Source organism: Ornithinimicrobium panacihumi (assembly GCF_052073805.1).
In the GTDB taxonomy this organism is placed as follows: Bacteria; Actinomycetota; Actinomycetes; order Actinomycetales; family Dermatophilaceae; genus Ornithinicoccus; species Ornithinicoccus panacihumi.
In genome coordinates this window covers 1-13,714 of record NZ_JBQGWG010000020.1, presented here as the reverse complement: position 1 = coordinate 13,714, position 13,714 = coordinate 1, and the positions used below count along the sequence as shown (strand labels likewise).

The following is a 13,714-nucleotide window of genomic DNA, read 5'->3' as shown; positions in this document are numbered from 1 at the left end:
GCCTCTTTGACCTCCGTCTGCTTGGAAACCGACGGCCCGGTACTGAAATGAGGAGCGCCGGCATCGGTGGTAGCGGCGGCATATTCGGGGGACCACACACACCGCTTCCGCCGGCCGCAGGACCCGGCGCGGGCCGTGATCACCAGGCCGGAGGCCTGCATACTTGATCCGGTGAGCACACCCGAGCCCTCCACCCCCGCGGTCCCCCAGGACCGCAGCGCGCTGACGAGGTTCGCCTGGCTCGCCATCGCCACCGCGATCGCCACGATCGCGCTCAAGACGGGCGCCTGGGTGGTCACCGGCTCCGTCGGTCTGCTCTCCGACGCGGCCGAGTCCGTGGTCAACCTGGTCGCCGCCGTGGTCGCCCTCGTCACCCTGAAGATCGCCGCCCGCCCGGCGGACGACGGGCACCAGTTCGGGCACAGCAAGGCGGAGTACTTCTCGGCCGCGATCGAGGGCGTGATGATCTTCATCGCCGCCAGCGTCATCCTGGTCACCTCGGTCGAGCGGTTCATCAACCCGCAGCCGCTGGACAACGTGGGGATGGGGCTGGTCATCTCGGGGGTGGCCACCGTGCTCAACGGAGTCGTCGCGGTGATCCTTCTGCGGGCCGGGAGCGCGCACCGCTCGGCGGTGCTGACCGCCGACGGCAAGCACCTGCTCACCGACGTCTGGACCACGGTCGGCGTCGTCGTCGGCGTGGCCCTGGTCGCCCTCACCGGCTGGGAGCGGCTGGACGCGATCGTCGCCTTCGCCGTGGGCGTCAACATCATCATCACCGGCTGGAAGCTCATCGCCGACTCCGTCTCCGGCCTCATGGACGCCACCTGGTCCGCGGCCCGACAACACCCGTCTCGCCGACCTGCTCCGCACACACATCACCGAGGAGGTCAACATCCACGGTGTCCGTACCCGGGAGTCCGGTCACCGCCGGTATGTGGAGATGCACGTCCTCGTGCCCGGCGCCTGGACCGTCACGCGCGGGCACGACCTCGTGGAGAGTATCGAGCAGGCGGTGAAGGCAGAGTTCGAGGCGTCCGAGGTCACCACGCACCTCGAGCCGCGGGAAGACCCCCGGGCCTACGGCGACTACGAGACCGAGATCGAGCTGGGCGCCGCGGGAAACGGTGGCCACGGCACCGTCCCTTCGCAGGACGAAGGCTAGCCAGAGCCGCCAACGGCAGGTGACCGGGACGGCATGCTGCCAGACTTCGTCTCGGTGCACAGAAACTTCGGATCAGGCTGCCCCGGGCAGCCTTCATCGCGCTGACGAGCTGCGCTCGGCGATCAGCGGGGCACTGGCGCGTCGACGACGTGCTGAGTACGGTCGAGAACCGCTGCACCGCGCACCAGCTCTCGGCACAAGGCCAGGCCAAGACGTTCTCCAGCCGGGCGGGCTGCCCGTCCTCGCCATGCCTCCGCACGGTGAGGGCACGGCCGACCTTACGGGCTCGGCAACGACGCCTGCGCTCCGTCCTGGCTGGATGCAGTCCGGCACGGGTAGGAGCCAGCGTGGCTGATTCTGACAGTTTCCCTCCGTGCGGCATTCTGGAGGGTTCGGCCTGACATTTGCCGACCACGGTGGGGCACGCCCGCGGATCCACCTTCGTCGCGGCGGCCCCGAATCGCCCTCTTCGCAGCCGGCGCGACGCATTCCCCCACTTGTCCTCCCTACGACTAGCCCCCACAACCAGGCCCTGGCACGACGGGCCCCGGCATCCTCAGGTGGGTGCCGGGGCCTTGGCCGTGGGTCGCGTCAGGGGACGATGACCGTCTTGCCCGCAGCGTGCCCCTCCTCGACCAGGGCCAGCGCCTCACGCGCCCGGTCGAGCGGGAACTCGCCGGTGATGCGGGGCGTGATCACCTGGTAGCCGATGACCCCGGTGATCTTCTCCATGGACTCGGGGTCGTTGGTGCGGCCGGACCCGCCGAGCTCGATCGCGGTGGCGCCGTCGGCAGCGGAGACGATCCGGTCCGGAGACGTGGCCAGGGGTGCGACGTCGCGCAGGGCCTGCCCGCCGACGATGTCGACGATCAGGTCCACACCGTCCGGGGCGAGTTCGCGGACGGCCGCGGCGGCTCCGTCGCCGGCGGCCACGAAGGTCGCGCCGGTGGATTCCACGAGCTCCCGCTTGTCCTGCGAGGCGATCCCGATGACCGTGAACTGGTGGACCCGGCCGATCTCGGCCACCAGATGCCCTACCCCACCGCCGGCACCCAGGACGAGCATGGCCTGCCCGGCCTCCAGCTCGATCGCATGCGTGAGGTCATATGCCGTGGTGCCGGACACCGGGATGGTCGCGGCCATCGCGAAGGAGATCTCCTCGGGCTTGGCGACGGCGTCGGCAGCGCGCAGCAGGGTGTGGTCGGCGAAGCCGCCCTGCCCCGGAGCGACCATCCCGAGGACCTCGTCGCCCACCTCATGGTCCTCGACCCCGGTCCCGAGCGCGGTGACCACGCCGGCCACCTCGCGGCCCATGGGCACCGGCGGCTCGTTGTGTCGGCCGAGCCGGCCCTCGCGGATCTTCCAGTCCACCGGGTTGACGCCGGCGGCGCGGACCTCGACGAGCAGGTCACCAGGGCCTGGTTCCGGGACCGGCCGCTCGATCAGCGCCTCGGTCTCCGGGCCGCCGTACTCGTGGAACACATACACCCTGGACATCTGGTCGGGTCCTCCCTCAGTCGAGATCTGGTATGGCGATCGCGGACGTCGTGGTCAGCGTGCCGGGGGCTGGTCGGCGCCGCTGGCGTGGGCCTCGTCGGCTTCCGCCTTGGTGGCGAACCGTGCCTGCGCGGAGTGCTCCGGCGGGGAGTAGATCGTGTACAGCACGAGCGGCTCGTCCCCGGTGTTGCGGAAGTTGTGCTCAGCACCCGCGGGGACGGCGCACTGGTCGCCGGCCTCGATCGGGTGGCTGTGGCCGGCCAGGTCGGCCTCCCCGGTGCCGCTGATGAAGGTCAGGATCTGGTCTCCGTGCTCGTGCACCTCGGCGCCGATCTCCTCACCGGGCTGCAGAGTCATAATGACGATCTGGGCCTGTTCACCGGTCCACAGGACACGGCGGTAGTCCACGCTGTCGCGTGCCAGGTCCGCGATGGTGAAGTGTTCGATGTTGCCTTCCAGGGAGTACTGCTGCTGGGTCATGTCTTTTCCTTTCGTGGTGCCGCGTGGGGCCCGGGTGTCCGGGGCCCCACACGGCGGGGAGGGGTATGTCGTCAGGCCGGCTGGGTGACCCGGGTCTCCTCGGTGGCGGGGACCGGGGTGCCCGGGCCACGGGTGCGCCGGGCCGCGGGGTCGTCCTTGCGGCGGAGCAGTCGCATCGCGTTGACGATGACGACCAGCACGGAGGCCTCGTGGACGAGCATCCCGATGGCCATCGTGACGCCGCCGAACAGGACACCGAACATCAGCACGGCGACGGTCGCCAGCGCGATGACGATGTTCTGGCGCATGTTGTTGACCGTGCGCCTGGCGAGCGAGACAGCCTCGGGCAGCTTGAGCAGGTTGTCCTTCATCAGGGCGATGTCGGCCGTCTCGATGGCGACGCCGGTGCCCGCCGCGCCCATGGCGACGCCGATGTCGGCTGTCGCGAGCGCGGGGGCGTCGTTGACACCGTCGCCGACCATCGCCACGGTGTATCCCTGACGCCTCAGGTCGGCCACGGCCTCGAGCTTGTCCTCGGGCAGCAGCCCGGCGCGCACCTCGTCGATGCCGACCTGCCGGCCGACCGCCCTGGCGACCGGCTCGATGTCACCGGTGAGCATGACGACCTTCTTCACGCCACTGGCGTGCAGCCGACGCACCATCTCCGCGGCGTCCTCGCGGATCGTGTCGGCGACCGCGACCACGCCGACGGGGCGACCGTCGCAGGCGACGACCATCGGTGTGCGTCCCTTCGCGGCGAGGTCGGCCACGACCTCGGCGACCCTGCCGTGGTCCCTGCTGCCCGCGAGCTGCTCCGCCTGGAGCAGTGCCAGGTTGCCCACCGCGATGCGGTGGCCGTCGAGCGAGGCCACGATGCCCTTGCCGGGCACGGGTTCGGTGTGCTCGGGCAGGCCTGCGACGAAGCCGGGCAACCGGTCCTGGGCGGCCTCGACGATGGGGCGGGCGAGCGGGTGCTCGGAGCCGGCCTCGGCGCGGGCTGCCATCCGCAGCACCTCGTCCTCGTCCATCACCGGGTGGTCCGGACCGAGGTCGGGGTAGAGGGCGACCACGTCGGTCAGCTGGGGGCGGCCCTGGGTGAGCGTGCCGGTCTTGTCCAGCGCGACGGCGTCGATCTTGGCGGAGGTCTCCAGGAACTCGCCGCCCTTGATCAGGATGCCGTCCTTGGCACCGCGGCCGATGCCGGCCACGATCGAGACCGGGATCGAGATGACCAGGGCGCCGGGGCAGGCGATGACCAGCAGGGTCAGGGCCAGGACGACGTCCTGGGTGAACAGGCCGACCAGGATCGCCAGGACGATGATCGCGGGGGTGTACCAGGCCGAGAAGCGGTCCATGAACTTCTGCGTCTTGGCCTTGGCGTCCTGGGCCTCCTCGACCCGGTGGATGATCCGGGCCAGGGTGGTGTCGGCCCCGACACCGGTCGCCTCGACCTGCAGGAACCCGCCGGTGGAGATGGTGCCGGCGAACACCTGGTCGCCGGTCATCTTCTCGACCGGGATGGACTCGCCGGTGATCGACGCCTCGTCGAGCGCGCCGGTGCCGCCGATGACCAAGCCGTCGACCGGGACCTTTGAGCCGTTCTTGACCAGGACGGTCTCGCCCTGGACGACCTCGTGGGCCGCGACCTCGACCTGCTCGCCGTCTCTCAGCACGATCGCCACGTCGGGCGCCACCGCGACCAGCTCGGCCAGCGCCGACCGGGTCTTGTTGAGGGTGGCGTCCTCGAGCGCGTGGCCGATGGCGAACAGGAAGGTCACCGCGGCGGCCTCCCAGTACTCGCCGATGATGACCGCGCCGATGGCGGCGACCGAAACCAGCAGGTCGATGCCGATGACCTTGGCGGTCAGCGCGTTCCACGCCTTGATCACCACGGGGGTGCCGGCGACGACCGCCGCCGCGACCATCAGGGCGTCGACCCAGACCGCGGCGTCCAGGAGCTGGCCCGCTGCGAGCGAGGCCAGGATCAGCAGGCCGGAGATCAGGGGCACGGTCCAGCGACCCTGCAGCCATGCCTGGGCCTTGTTCATGTCTTCCTCTTCCTCTTCAAACTCAGGGTGGGTATGCCGTGCGCTCGGGGCCCGGGTCAGTGGTGGGCCGGCCTGAGGCGGCGGCTCGTCAGAAGGCGGCGGGCCGCGCGGTGTAGCCGGCCTTGGCGACGGCGGCGACCAGGTCGTCGGTGCTGGCCACGGCCGGGTCGTGCACGACCTCGATGCGGGCGGAGGCGAAGTGGACCTTCACCGACTCCACGCCCGTGAGGCGACCGACCTGCTTCTCGATCTTGGCCACGCAGCTGGGGCAGGAGAAGCCCTGGGCCCGCAGGATGGTCGTGATGTTGGTGGTGGTGGCGCTCAAGGTGATTTCCTCTCGTCGTGGAGCCCTGTTCGTCCCCGGTCTCCGGTGGTCTGTGGCCCCCAGTCCTCGAGGGCTATACCTAGACACTACGAAGACCCGCCCCTGGGTTCCTTGACCTGCATCAAGTCCCGGCAGATCGTTCCTCCGGGCGGAGTCCGGAGAAGTTCCAGGCCGAACCCAGCTAAACTCCCTCGGTGGGGCAGGTCCGCCGACTGCGCCGGTGAGCTGGTCGACAAGGTCGCCGACGTCGATGAGTCGGTGATCGACCGATCCCTCGGCGCCGCCGTTGAACCCGGCCCAGCCGAACCACAGCATCGGCGGTGCCGATCATCACCAGCGGGACGTCGTGCGGCCGGGTGGTAGCCCCCTGGGCCTTCCGAAGTCGGCGCGACTGCTGACGATCCTCCGGGATGGACGTCGCCTCCGCGCACCTGACCACCGCCGGCGAGGCCAACACTCCAGGCTGTCCTGACCGCCGCGACCCGAGGTCTTCTGTGCCCGCTTCGGCATCGCTCACGCCACCCTGCGGGTCGAGTCCAGCGACCACAGCTGCTGCGAGGGAGCCACCTGGTAACCCCTCATCGGGGGGACCTGCGACCGGTGAGGGAGTGATTTCTAGAATCGAGTGCCAGTCTTCGTCTTACAAGATTGAGTGCACCTCGACAACAAGTTGCCGAAACGCGCGGGATGCATAACGTCGGCTGATTCTTGGAACCATCAGTCGTTCTACAAGATTGAGTGCATCTCGACAGCCACCCCCGGGGCTGACGTCCATAACATCGTGTTCGCAACTCGCCTGAACTGCATCATGTCGACTAGTTCCTGGAATCATCAACCAGCGTTCTTCCAATCTTGAGTGCATCTCGACATTAGTTATAGGAATCATCACGCCCGCCTATTGCCGCATATACGTGACGTTTGTGCGGAGTTCGCTGCATCTCGACAGCTGACTCCATGTCGAGATGCAGGGAAGACTGCACAGCGTCTCTGGCCATCCTTGCACGATCCGCCCTGCTGCCCCGGGCCATGCAATGTACGCGCGCGCCCCGCGGCAACTGGCCATGCTCAGCCTCGGCGGTCACAAACCTGCCCTCCCGGGACGAAAATGACCCACGGAAGCGACAGGAGAGCCCCTTTGTCCACGGTGAACACGGACAGGACCTCCTCAATAGCACCGACTCAGCCTCGCTGTCCCAGGCTGCTGTTCTACGGGAGTGCGGGCGAGTCCTACGCGAACTTCACGCACTGGACTCCCAGCTGCTCGGCCCCAGCAACCCTGACGCCGTGCCGCCATCTCGACGCGTTCTTCCGCGCCTACGGCGCTACTCCCCCATGGAATGTTCGGCAAACCGAAATGGTGCGTCGATGCGCAGAACTCGAGGACTTCACCATGCGGTGGGAACCCCTGGGGCCAGCAGCCGGGGTATGGAGACAACGAGCCCAGACTGTCCAGTCGTGGGCCGAGTAAGGTTGACGACCCACCATCCGCATTTGCCGCGATGCGGCATGTGATCAGCGGCCGAAGCGTTTCTGTGCGGCCTGCTTCGTGACGCCGAGCGCTAGACCGATGCTCAACCAGGAGTCGCCGGCTTCGCGTGCCGCGTGAACGGCGTCGTGCAGTTCGTGCTCGGCCTGAGCCATCCCTTCCTTCGCCGCGATGATCCGGCGGAAGTGAACGGCGTCGCGAGCTTGGACGGTCGCCGGGTCGAGCTCGTCCAGCACCTTCTCGATGTCGTTGATGTTCGTCGTTGCCATGGAGGTCACCTCACTTCAGGAACTCGTAGAACTTCGGTCGCAGTCGGTCGGCATGGATGATCCGGTCCGCATCGTGGGCTATCGTGGGCTGGCATAGCGACCAGTTCCAGCCAGTTGCCAGCCCGGTCTGGCCCGATGACGATGAGTCGCTCCTCGCCGTACTGCTCGATCTCCACGAGTCGAACCGCGTTCCTGAACGCGTGCAGAATGTCAGCTTCAGCGATCCCATGCCTGAACGCTGAGTCCGTCAACCGCACCGTTCGAGCGTAGACCGCGATCCACGATGCGTCAACCCTGGGTTGACAACGGCGGGTGAGGCGCGGCCGACCGGAGCATCCGGACATGCCGCGCGGCGCGTGGCGTCCGACCATGCCACGAGCCGCTCCGGCGCTGCTCAGCCTTGGTACCAACTGTGGAGGAGGTACCCGTAACTGAGGTGATTGCGGTCCGGGTGCGTCTCGAGCCAGTCGCCAGCTACACCCTCGGGGAACTCCAGGCGGAGGACGGCTTCCAGATCACCACGCGAGTCGAACTCCCAGGAGCTCATTACCGTGGTCGTCCGCGCTCCCTTGCTCCTCCACCAGTCTCGGGCGTAGATGTCCTGCCCCTGGCTGGTCGCCCATGAACTTGCCTTCAGCAGGTCAGCGAACTCGCCCTCCTCGGTGTCATTGTCGATTACCACGAGCGTGCCGCCCGGCCGGAGGACCCGGCCAACCTCTAGAAGACCGGGGGTCGGGTCGAAGTCGACGGTGGGGAAGAAGTAGGCGAACCGGGCGTGCACAACGTCGACCGCGTCGTCAGGCAGCGGGATGTGCTCCGCGGAGCCGTGCAGTACCTGTGCCTTCCCGGTCCGCCCTTGGGCGATGTGTAGAAGCGAGGTATCGGGCTCAACACCGATCACCTTGGCCGCGTCCTGGTAGCGAGGCAGCCAGAACCCTGAGCCGCAGCCCAGATCGAGCAGAACCCGTCCCGTCCAAGGGGCAAGGCGTTCTAGTTCATCCCACACGTGTCCAGAGCGGTCGATAGCCTCGTTCTCGATGTCGTACAGCTCGGGGTCCACAGCTTGATTGCCCGATCGAACGAAGTCAGGGAGGTCCATCACCACATCGTCTGCGATTTGCCCCCGAGCAGGCCACCGATTTGTCAGTCGAGATGACCGTAGACCTCGTGGCCGGCGGCGCTAGATCAACGTCCTGTACTGCCGCTGTGGTCGCGTAGCGTCCGACCCCGCCGCCGATCGCGAGGACGGGCCGTGCCGAGACTGGCGAGGCGGACGTCACCCCAATCAGCCCTTATGCACCGCAAACCCTGATTGAAAGTCGGCGGTGTTCGAGGGGCTACTGAGGTTCCGGCCCGGGATTTCGAGCGGCGGAGGGCGGCGCTCGAAAACGGTCGTCACTGAGCCGCCCCTTTAGGGGGCGGGGACTCCTTGGGTGCCGCCAGGATGAGGAGGAGCGTAAGGGGCAGGTTGATCGAGAGCAGGGTCACGAGCACGCTTCCCAACCATTCGGGCGGATCGCCCGAGGCCCCCACGGCGATCCCGAACACGACGGCAATGCTCCAGGTCAGGGTCCACATCGTGAGGAGCATGTTGTTCCACTGGGTGGCGTCGGCGGTGGCCGCGTGCCTGTCCATCCGGACTCCTCGCCGGTTGAGTAGGACGGGCCCGGTGGTGCGGTTGTCGATCGATCGCTCCAGGGCTCGCTGAGCGGCTGGTGGCAGGGGCACGAGCACGACCTTGCCGCCCTTGCCGCGGACTTTCAGGACGCGGTGGCCGTGCTCCTCGCGCAGGTCCTCGACATTGGCGCCGCAGGCCTCGAATATCCGCAGGCCCAGTAGCCCGAGCAGGACGACGAGGGCGAAGTCGTTGATGTTGTCACTGGTGCGGGCCGTATGCAGCATGGCCTCGAACTGCAGGTGGGACAGACGTAGTGTCGGCGACTCCGGGGGCACGTGCGGACGGCGCACGTGCTCGGCCGGAGACGCAGGCAGCAGACCGTCGATCACCGCGGTCCGGTAGAACCCGGCCACGACCGACACGCGCCGGGAGATGGTCGCCGGCGCGTAGCGCCGGACCTCTTGCATCCACCGGATGTACAGCTCCACGTGGACGCGCGTCGCGGACAGCGGATCGAGCTGCCGCTGCAGGCACCAGGTCAGGAAGGCCCGCAGGTCGGAATCGGTATGGACCCGGGTGGCGCCGGTGTACCGGGCCAGATGGGCCGCGACGGCCCGGCGCAGCGGGTCCTGGCCGCTGCCTATGGCGGTCGGGAGGGCGGGAGGTGAGGTCTGGGAGATGCTCATCCGGCATCGTCCCGCGCCCCCGCTGGGGACGTCAATCGATTCTTGACGACCGGCGGTTGGTCAACGTAGTATTGACGTATGGAGATCCGTGCCTCGGCCCACAGGCACGGCATCCCTGAGGAGGACATCCAGCACGCCTGGGCTCACGCCATGCGGCTGGTCGAGTACGAGTACGACGGGCAGGACCGGCTCCTGGTGATCGGGCCGGATCGCAGCGGCGCGCTCCTGGAGCTGGTCGCCGTCCCCGCAGGGCGGCCGACACGGGTGATCCACGCCGACCGGCTGCGAACGAAGTTCTACGACTACCTGAGATGAGGTGACAAGCATGAGGATCACGACCACGAACGACAACGACACGACCGGTCTGGACCAGGTGGCAGCCCGCACCCACCCCGCTCGGGACGCCGCACACTTCCGCCGGATCATCCAGGCCCGCGCGGACCTCGTCACAGCCGAGCAGGAACTGCACGCCGCTGTCCGTGCCGCTCGCGACGCGGGCGACTCCTGGAGCATCATCGGAGCCGCACTGGACATCACCAAGCAAGCAGCACAACAGCGATTCGGACGCACCTGACGGCGGCAGATCCGGGCCTTCCGAAGGAAGAATCCCTCCCAGGGTGATCACGGGTCATGCCGAGAGCGACGCCGATGCGTGCCCAGCTGATGTTGCGGTCGACGGTCTGCCTGGGCCCAGGTGGGCGAGGTCGGCATCGAAGCGGGGTCGTCTACGAGCGTCTTGGCCCTTCGTAGACCCCACGGAGCCGGAAGCGCATTCCCGGCTCGGCCAGCTCCTCCAGTGCGTGCGCGGTCCACCCTGCCGTGCGTGCACAGGCGAAGACCACGGTCCCCGCATCACGGGGCAGGTCGAAGCAGTGCACCATGAGGGCCAGCGCAGCGTCGATGTTCAGCACCCAGCCCCGGCGCTGCAGCAGCTCGCGCTCGATCAGCCGGAGAGCCGACAGCGCTCCGTCCCGGGCATAGGGGGCCAACAGCTCCAGCAGCAGTTGGGCACGCGGGTCCTGCTCGGTGTACATGACATGCCCGAACCCCGGTAGGGGCCCGCTGGCCAGCGCCTCATCCAGGGCAGATTGCGGGTCGTGGACGGCGCCGGCCAGCCAGTCCACCACCCGCAGCGACGCGGCGACGTGCAGGGGGCTGTCGGCTGCCGCCAGGCCCGCGAGCAGGGCGCTGTAGGTGTCCGCCCCGGAGGAGACGGCCACCCGCACGGCGGTCGTAGAGACCGCGAGGTCGTGATCGGCCAGGAGGACGAGCGCGGCGTCGATGAGCTCGACGGGGCAGCCAGGCAGGTATGCGGTCAGCGTGGCCGCGACGCCGTGGTCGGCACGGTCGACGGAGATTCCCCCCGCGGGCGCCCCCTGCTCGACCCCGCGCCCGCCAGCTACGGCGAGCACCATGTGGGCCAGGGCCCGTTTCCCCGCCCGGGTGACCGCCGCCGGGCTGCGGTCGTGGCGGCCGGGGTCGGTGGCCCCGGCGACCAGCACGGCGTGCTTGAACCGGTCGAGCGCGGTAGTGCGCACCGGGAGGGCGGCCATGACACGCCCTAGGGCATCTCGCGCTCCACTGTCGGGCCAGGCCTCATCGGCCAGCGAGGCGGCCGGGGACGCTACCCCGTCACCGGTGACCAGCAGCGCTCTGACCTGCTCGAACGACCAGTGCCCGGCCAGTTCAGCGATGTCGTGACCACGGTAGGCGAGGCCTCCGGCGTTGACCGCGGTGATCGAGGTGCGCACGTCGTCACTGGCAGCAGGCCGGCGCGTGCGCCGCCCAGACCTGCCTCCGCCCAGCAGCGCCCGGACCTCGTCCACCGCGAACAGGCTGCCGGTGCCGGGCTCCTTGCGCACCGGAGCGAGCACGCCACGGCTGACGTAGGCGTAGACGGTCTGCACCTTGACACCCAGGTATTCGGCGACCTGCGCGGTCGTCAGCTCTCCGGTCCTCACATTGACTCAATCAACGTTGACATGAGGATCAATGCTAGGTCACGCTCGCGGCATGGACCAGACCCAGAACAGCGCATTGATCGCCCCGCCCGGTCTCAAGGGCGTCGTCGTGGCCGACACCACCACCGGAGATGTCCGCGGCCGTGAGGGGTTCTACCACTTCCGGGAGTACTCAGCGGTCGACCTGGCCCGCACCCGAACCTTCGAGGACGTCTGCCACCTCATGCTCGAGGGGTTCCTGCCGAGCCCGCAACAGTCGGCCGACCTGCAGGACCGGCTCGCCGAAGCGGCCGTGCTGCCGAAGAGCCTGCTCGACGTCCTTCCGCAGATCGCGCGCTCGGGCCCGGACCGGGCGGCCCTGGCCCGTCTGCGCACCGCGGTCTCGCACCTGGGGGCCGTGGAGGGCTTCGGGCCGACGTACGGGGCGGGCGCCGACCAGGTGCGCTCCGACGTGGTCCGGCTGGTCGGGGCGGTGCCGGTGATCCAGGCAGCACTGCACCGCCTGCGGCAGGGTGAGCAGCCGCTCCCCGCCAGGGCCGAGCTCGGCGCCGCAGGCAGCTGGCTGTGGATGCTCACCGGTTCCGAACCGACGCCGGAGCAGACCCGCGCCATCACGGCATACCTGACCTCGACGATCGACCACGGCTTCAGCGCCTCGACCTTCGCCGCCCGGGTGGTCACCTCCTCCGGGGCTGACGTGGCCTCGGCGGTCTGCGCCGCGATCGGCACCTTCGCCGGACCCCTGCACGGCGGTGCTCCGGACCGCGCGCTGGACTCCCTCGACGAGATCGGCAGCGCTGACCGTGCCCGCGACTGGGTGCGCGAGAAGGTGGCCGGTGGCGAGCGAATCATGGGGTTCGGCCACGCGGTGTACACCGTGATGGACCCCCGTGCCGCGATGCTGCGCGAGATCGCCCAGGAGATGGGCGGGGAGCTGGTGGACCTGGCGGTCACGGTGGAGCAGGAGGTGATCGCCGCGCTGGCCGAGCTCAAGCCGGGTCGCGAGCTGCACACCAACGTCGAGTACTACGCCGGCGTCGTGATGGAGCTGTGCGGCATCCCGAGGGAGATGTTCACGCCAACCTTCGCCACCGCCCGCGTCGTCGGCTGGGGCGCCCACATCCTGGAGCAGGCCCAGGACACGAAGATCTTCCGGCCAGCCGCGAGGTACGTCGGACCCGAGGCACCCGCCCCGCTGCCCGCGTGAGCACGCCCACCCGGCGTGCTCGTCCCGTCAATCAGGGCCCTGCTCGTTGTCGCAACCACTTCGCTTCCAGCCCTGGCGGGTGGCGGCAAGGTCGGATGAGCGTAGGCGACCTCAGCGTGGAACGGTGCGTTGCCAGACGCGAGGCATGGTGCTGAACCGCGGCCTAGGCGTGTCGCCAGTAGTCGATCGGGTGGGATCCGGGCCGGAATCCGACCGTCTCGGCGAGTTGGGATCCCGGTCCGGGTCTGGTCCTGGCCGGGCAGCACGGCCGACTCGGCGCTGATCCGTCAGGTCAAGGACGACATGCGTGACTGGAACCTGTCCCGGATCGTGTGGGTCGCCGACCGCGGCTTCACCTCCGCGCAGAACCGCCGCTACCTGCAACGCGCCGGCGGGGGTTACATCCTGGGCGAGAAGCTGCGCTCGGGCTCGGCCGAGGCCACCGCGGCCCTGGCCCGTCCGGGCCGGTACAAGGACGTCGCCGGCAACCTGCGGGTCAAGGAGGTGCGGATCAGCGAGCACGAACGGTTCGTGATCGCCCACAACCCCGACGCCGCCGCCCGCGACGCGCAGGTCAGGGCCGAGCTGGTGGAGCGGCTGCGGGAGATGATCGCCGGCTCCGACCTGAGTTGTGACGCCTTAGTTACACCCCGGGGTTGAGGTAGTTCAGGAGTTCGCGGGCCTCGTCGGGAAGCTCGGGCTCGGCGGTGATCTGGTGGCCGCCGACGGTGATGGTTGCCGTGCGCAGGGGCCGGAGGGTGTTGAGGATCTTCTTGATCGAGGCACCGGTGCGCTGCTGGGCTTCGCGGGAGATCGCCAGGGCGGCGAAGACGATGGTCAGGTGCGCCTCGATCGAGTCGCGCAGCTGGTGGAAGATCGGTCGGGCGCGCAGGTCGGACTTGACCATCCGGAAGGACCGTTCGACCTGGTACAGGTCCTGGTAGGCGGCCACGACCGCGGGACCGTCCATCT

Annotated in this window: 15 protein-coding genes and 1 pseudogene; 7 read left to right on the top strand and 9 right to left on the bottom strand. The window is 68.8% G+C overall.

The features are described from left to right. Positions 1-66 precede the first annotated feature (66 nt). A pseudogene (locus ACTMMA_RS14735) lies at positions 67-774 on the top strand (cation diffusion facilitator family transporter); the annotation flags it as partial. An 88-nt stretch (positions 775-862) separates the two neighbouring features. Then, entirely contained in the window at positions 863-1,165 is a 303-nt protein-coding gene (locus ACTMMA_RS14730) for a cation transporter dimerization domain-containing protein (RefSeq protein ID WP_441190915.1), read from the top strand. Between the two features lie 591 nt (positions 1,166-1,756). Here the strand turns inward: ACTMMA_RS14730 and ACTMMA_RS14725 are convergent. The 5 genes from ACTMMA_RS14725 to ACTMMA_RS14705 form a co-directional block, all read right to left on the bottom strand. After that, positions 1,757-2,662: an NADP-dependent oxidoreductase gene (locus ACTMMA_RS14725; protein WP_441190880.1), complete on the bottom strand. Its 906-nt coding sequence runs from the start codon at positions 2,660-2,662 to the stop codon at positions 1,757-1,759. Between the two features lie 54 nt (positions 2,663-2,716). After that, positions 2,717-3,142: a cupin domain-containing protein gene (locus tag ACTMMA_RS14720; protein WP_441190879.1), complete on the bottom strand. Its 426-nt coding sequence runs from the start codon at positions 3,140-3,142 to the stop codon at positions 2,717-2,719. A 71-nt stretch (positions 3,143-3,213) separates the two neighbouring features. Then, positions 3,214-5,190 carry a heavy metal translocating P-type ATPase gene (locus ACTMMA_RS14715; RefSeq protein WP_441190878.1) on the bottom strand — a complete coding sequence of 659 codons (1,977 nt, stop codon included), beginning with the start codon at positions 5,188-5,190 and terminating at the stop codon, positions 3,214-3,216. 88 nt (positions 5,191-5,278) lie between these two features. Beyond that, positions 5,279-5,515: a heavy-metal-associated domain-containing protein gene (locus ACTMMA_RS14710; RefSeq protein ID WP_441190877.1), complete on the bottom strand. Its 237-nt coding sequence runs from the start codon at positions 5,513-5,515 to the stop codon at positions 5,279-5,281. A gap of 1,512 nt (positions 5,516-7,027) precedes the next feature. Continuing rightward, positions 7,028-7,270, bottom strand: coding sequence for a hypothetical protein (locus ACTMMA_RS14705; protein WP_441190876.1), 243 nt, complete (start codon positions 7,268-7,270; stop codon positions 7,028-7,030). Between the two features lie 83 nt (positions 7,271-7,353). On the opposite strand from ACTMMA_RS14705, the gene ACTMMA_RS14700 reads away from it, so the two are divergent. Next, entirely contained in the window at positions 7,354-7,512 is a 159-nt protein-coding gene (locus ACTMMA_RS14700) for a hypothetical protein (protein WP_441190875.1), read from the top strand. Positions 7,513-7,664: 152 nt separating this feature from the next. On the opposite strand, the gene ACTMMA_RS14695 is transcribed toward ACTMMA_RS14700, so the two are convergent. Together ACTMMA_RS14695 and ACTMMA_RS14690 are read right to left on the bottom strand one after the other, a co-directional pair. After that, positions 7,665-8,369, bottom strand: a complete 705-nt coding sequence (locus ACTMMA_RS14695; protein WP_441190874.1) for a class I SAM-dependent methyltransferase — start codon at positions 8,367-8,369, stop codon at positions 7,665-7,667. A 296-nt stretch (positions 8,370-8,665) separates the two neighbouring features. Beyond that, positions 8,666-9,574: a tyrosine-type recombinase/integrase gene (locus tag ACTMMA_RS14690; protein ID WP_441190873.1), complete on the bottom strand. Its 909-nt coding sequence runs from the start codon at positions 9,572-9,574 to the stop codon at positions 8,666-8,668. Positions 9,575-9,652: 78 nt separating this feature from the next. Here ACTMMA_RS14690 and ACTMMA_RS14685 point away from each other — a divergent pair, with 78 nt between their 5' ends. Together ACTMMA_RS14685 and ACTMMA_RS14680 are read left to right on the top strand one after the other, a co-directional pair. Next, a complete protein-coding gene (locus ACTMMA_RS14685; RefSeq protein WP_441190872.1) occupies positions 9,653-9,889 on the top strand; it encodes a hypothetical protein in 237 nt (78 codons plus the stop codon). Between the two features lie 10 nt (positions 9,890-9,899). Beyond that, a complete protein-coding gene (locus tag ACTMMA_RS14680) occupies positions 9,900-10,148 on the top strand; it encodes a hypothetical protein (RefSeq protein WP_441190871.1) in 249 nt (82 codons plus the stop codon). Between the two features lie 151 nt (positions 10,149-10,299). Here the strand turns inward: ACTMMA_RS14680 and ACTMMA_RS14675 are convergent, their stop codons facing one another. Further along, a complete protein-coding gene (locus tag ACTMMA_RS14675; protein ID WP_441190870.1) occupies positions 10,300-11,535 on the bottom strand; it encodes a citrate/2-methylcitrate synthase in 1,236 nt (411 codons plus the stop codon). Between the two features lie 52 nt (positions 11,536-11,587). On the opposite strand from ACTMMA_RS14675, the gene ACTMMA_RS14670 reads away from it, so the two are divergent. Further along, complete coding sequence (locus ACTMMA_RS14670; RefSeq protein ID WP_441190869.1) at positions 11,588-12,742, top strand: citrate/2-methylcitrate synthase; 1,155 nt, start codon at positions 11,588-11,590, stop codon at positions 12,740-12,742. Positions 12,743-12,871: 129 nt separating this feature from the next. Beyond that, positions 12,872-13,402 carry a transposase gene (locus ACTMMA_RS14665; RefSeq protein WP_502361879.1) on the top strand — a complete coding sequence of 177 codons (531 nt, stop codon included), beginning with the start codon at positions 12,872-12,874 and terminating at the stop codon, positions 13,400-13,402. Here ACTMMA_RS14665 and ACTMMA_RS14660 read toward each other — a convergent pair. After that, the coding region (locus tag ACTMMA_RS14660) for an IS1634 family transposase (RefSeq protein ID WP_441190868.1) at positions 13,386-13,714 on the bottom strand (329 nt) is incomplete at its 5' end. The genes ACTMMA_RS14665 and ACTMMA_RS14660 overlap by 17 nt on opposite strands.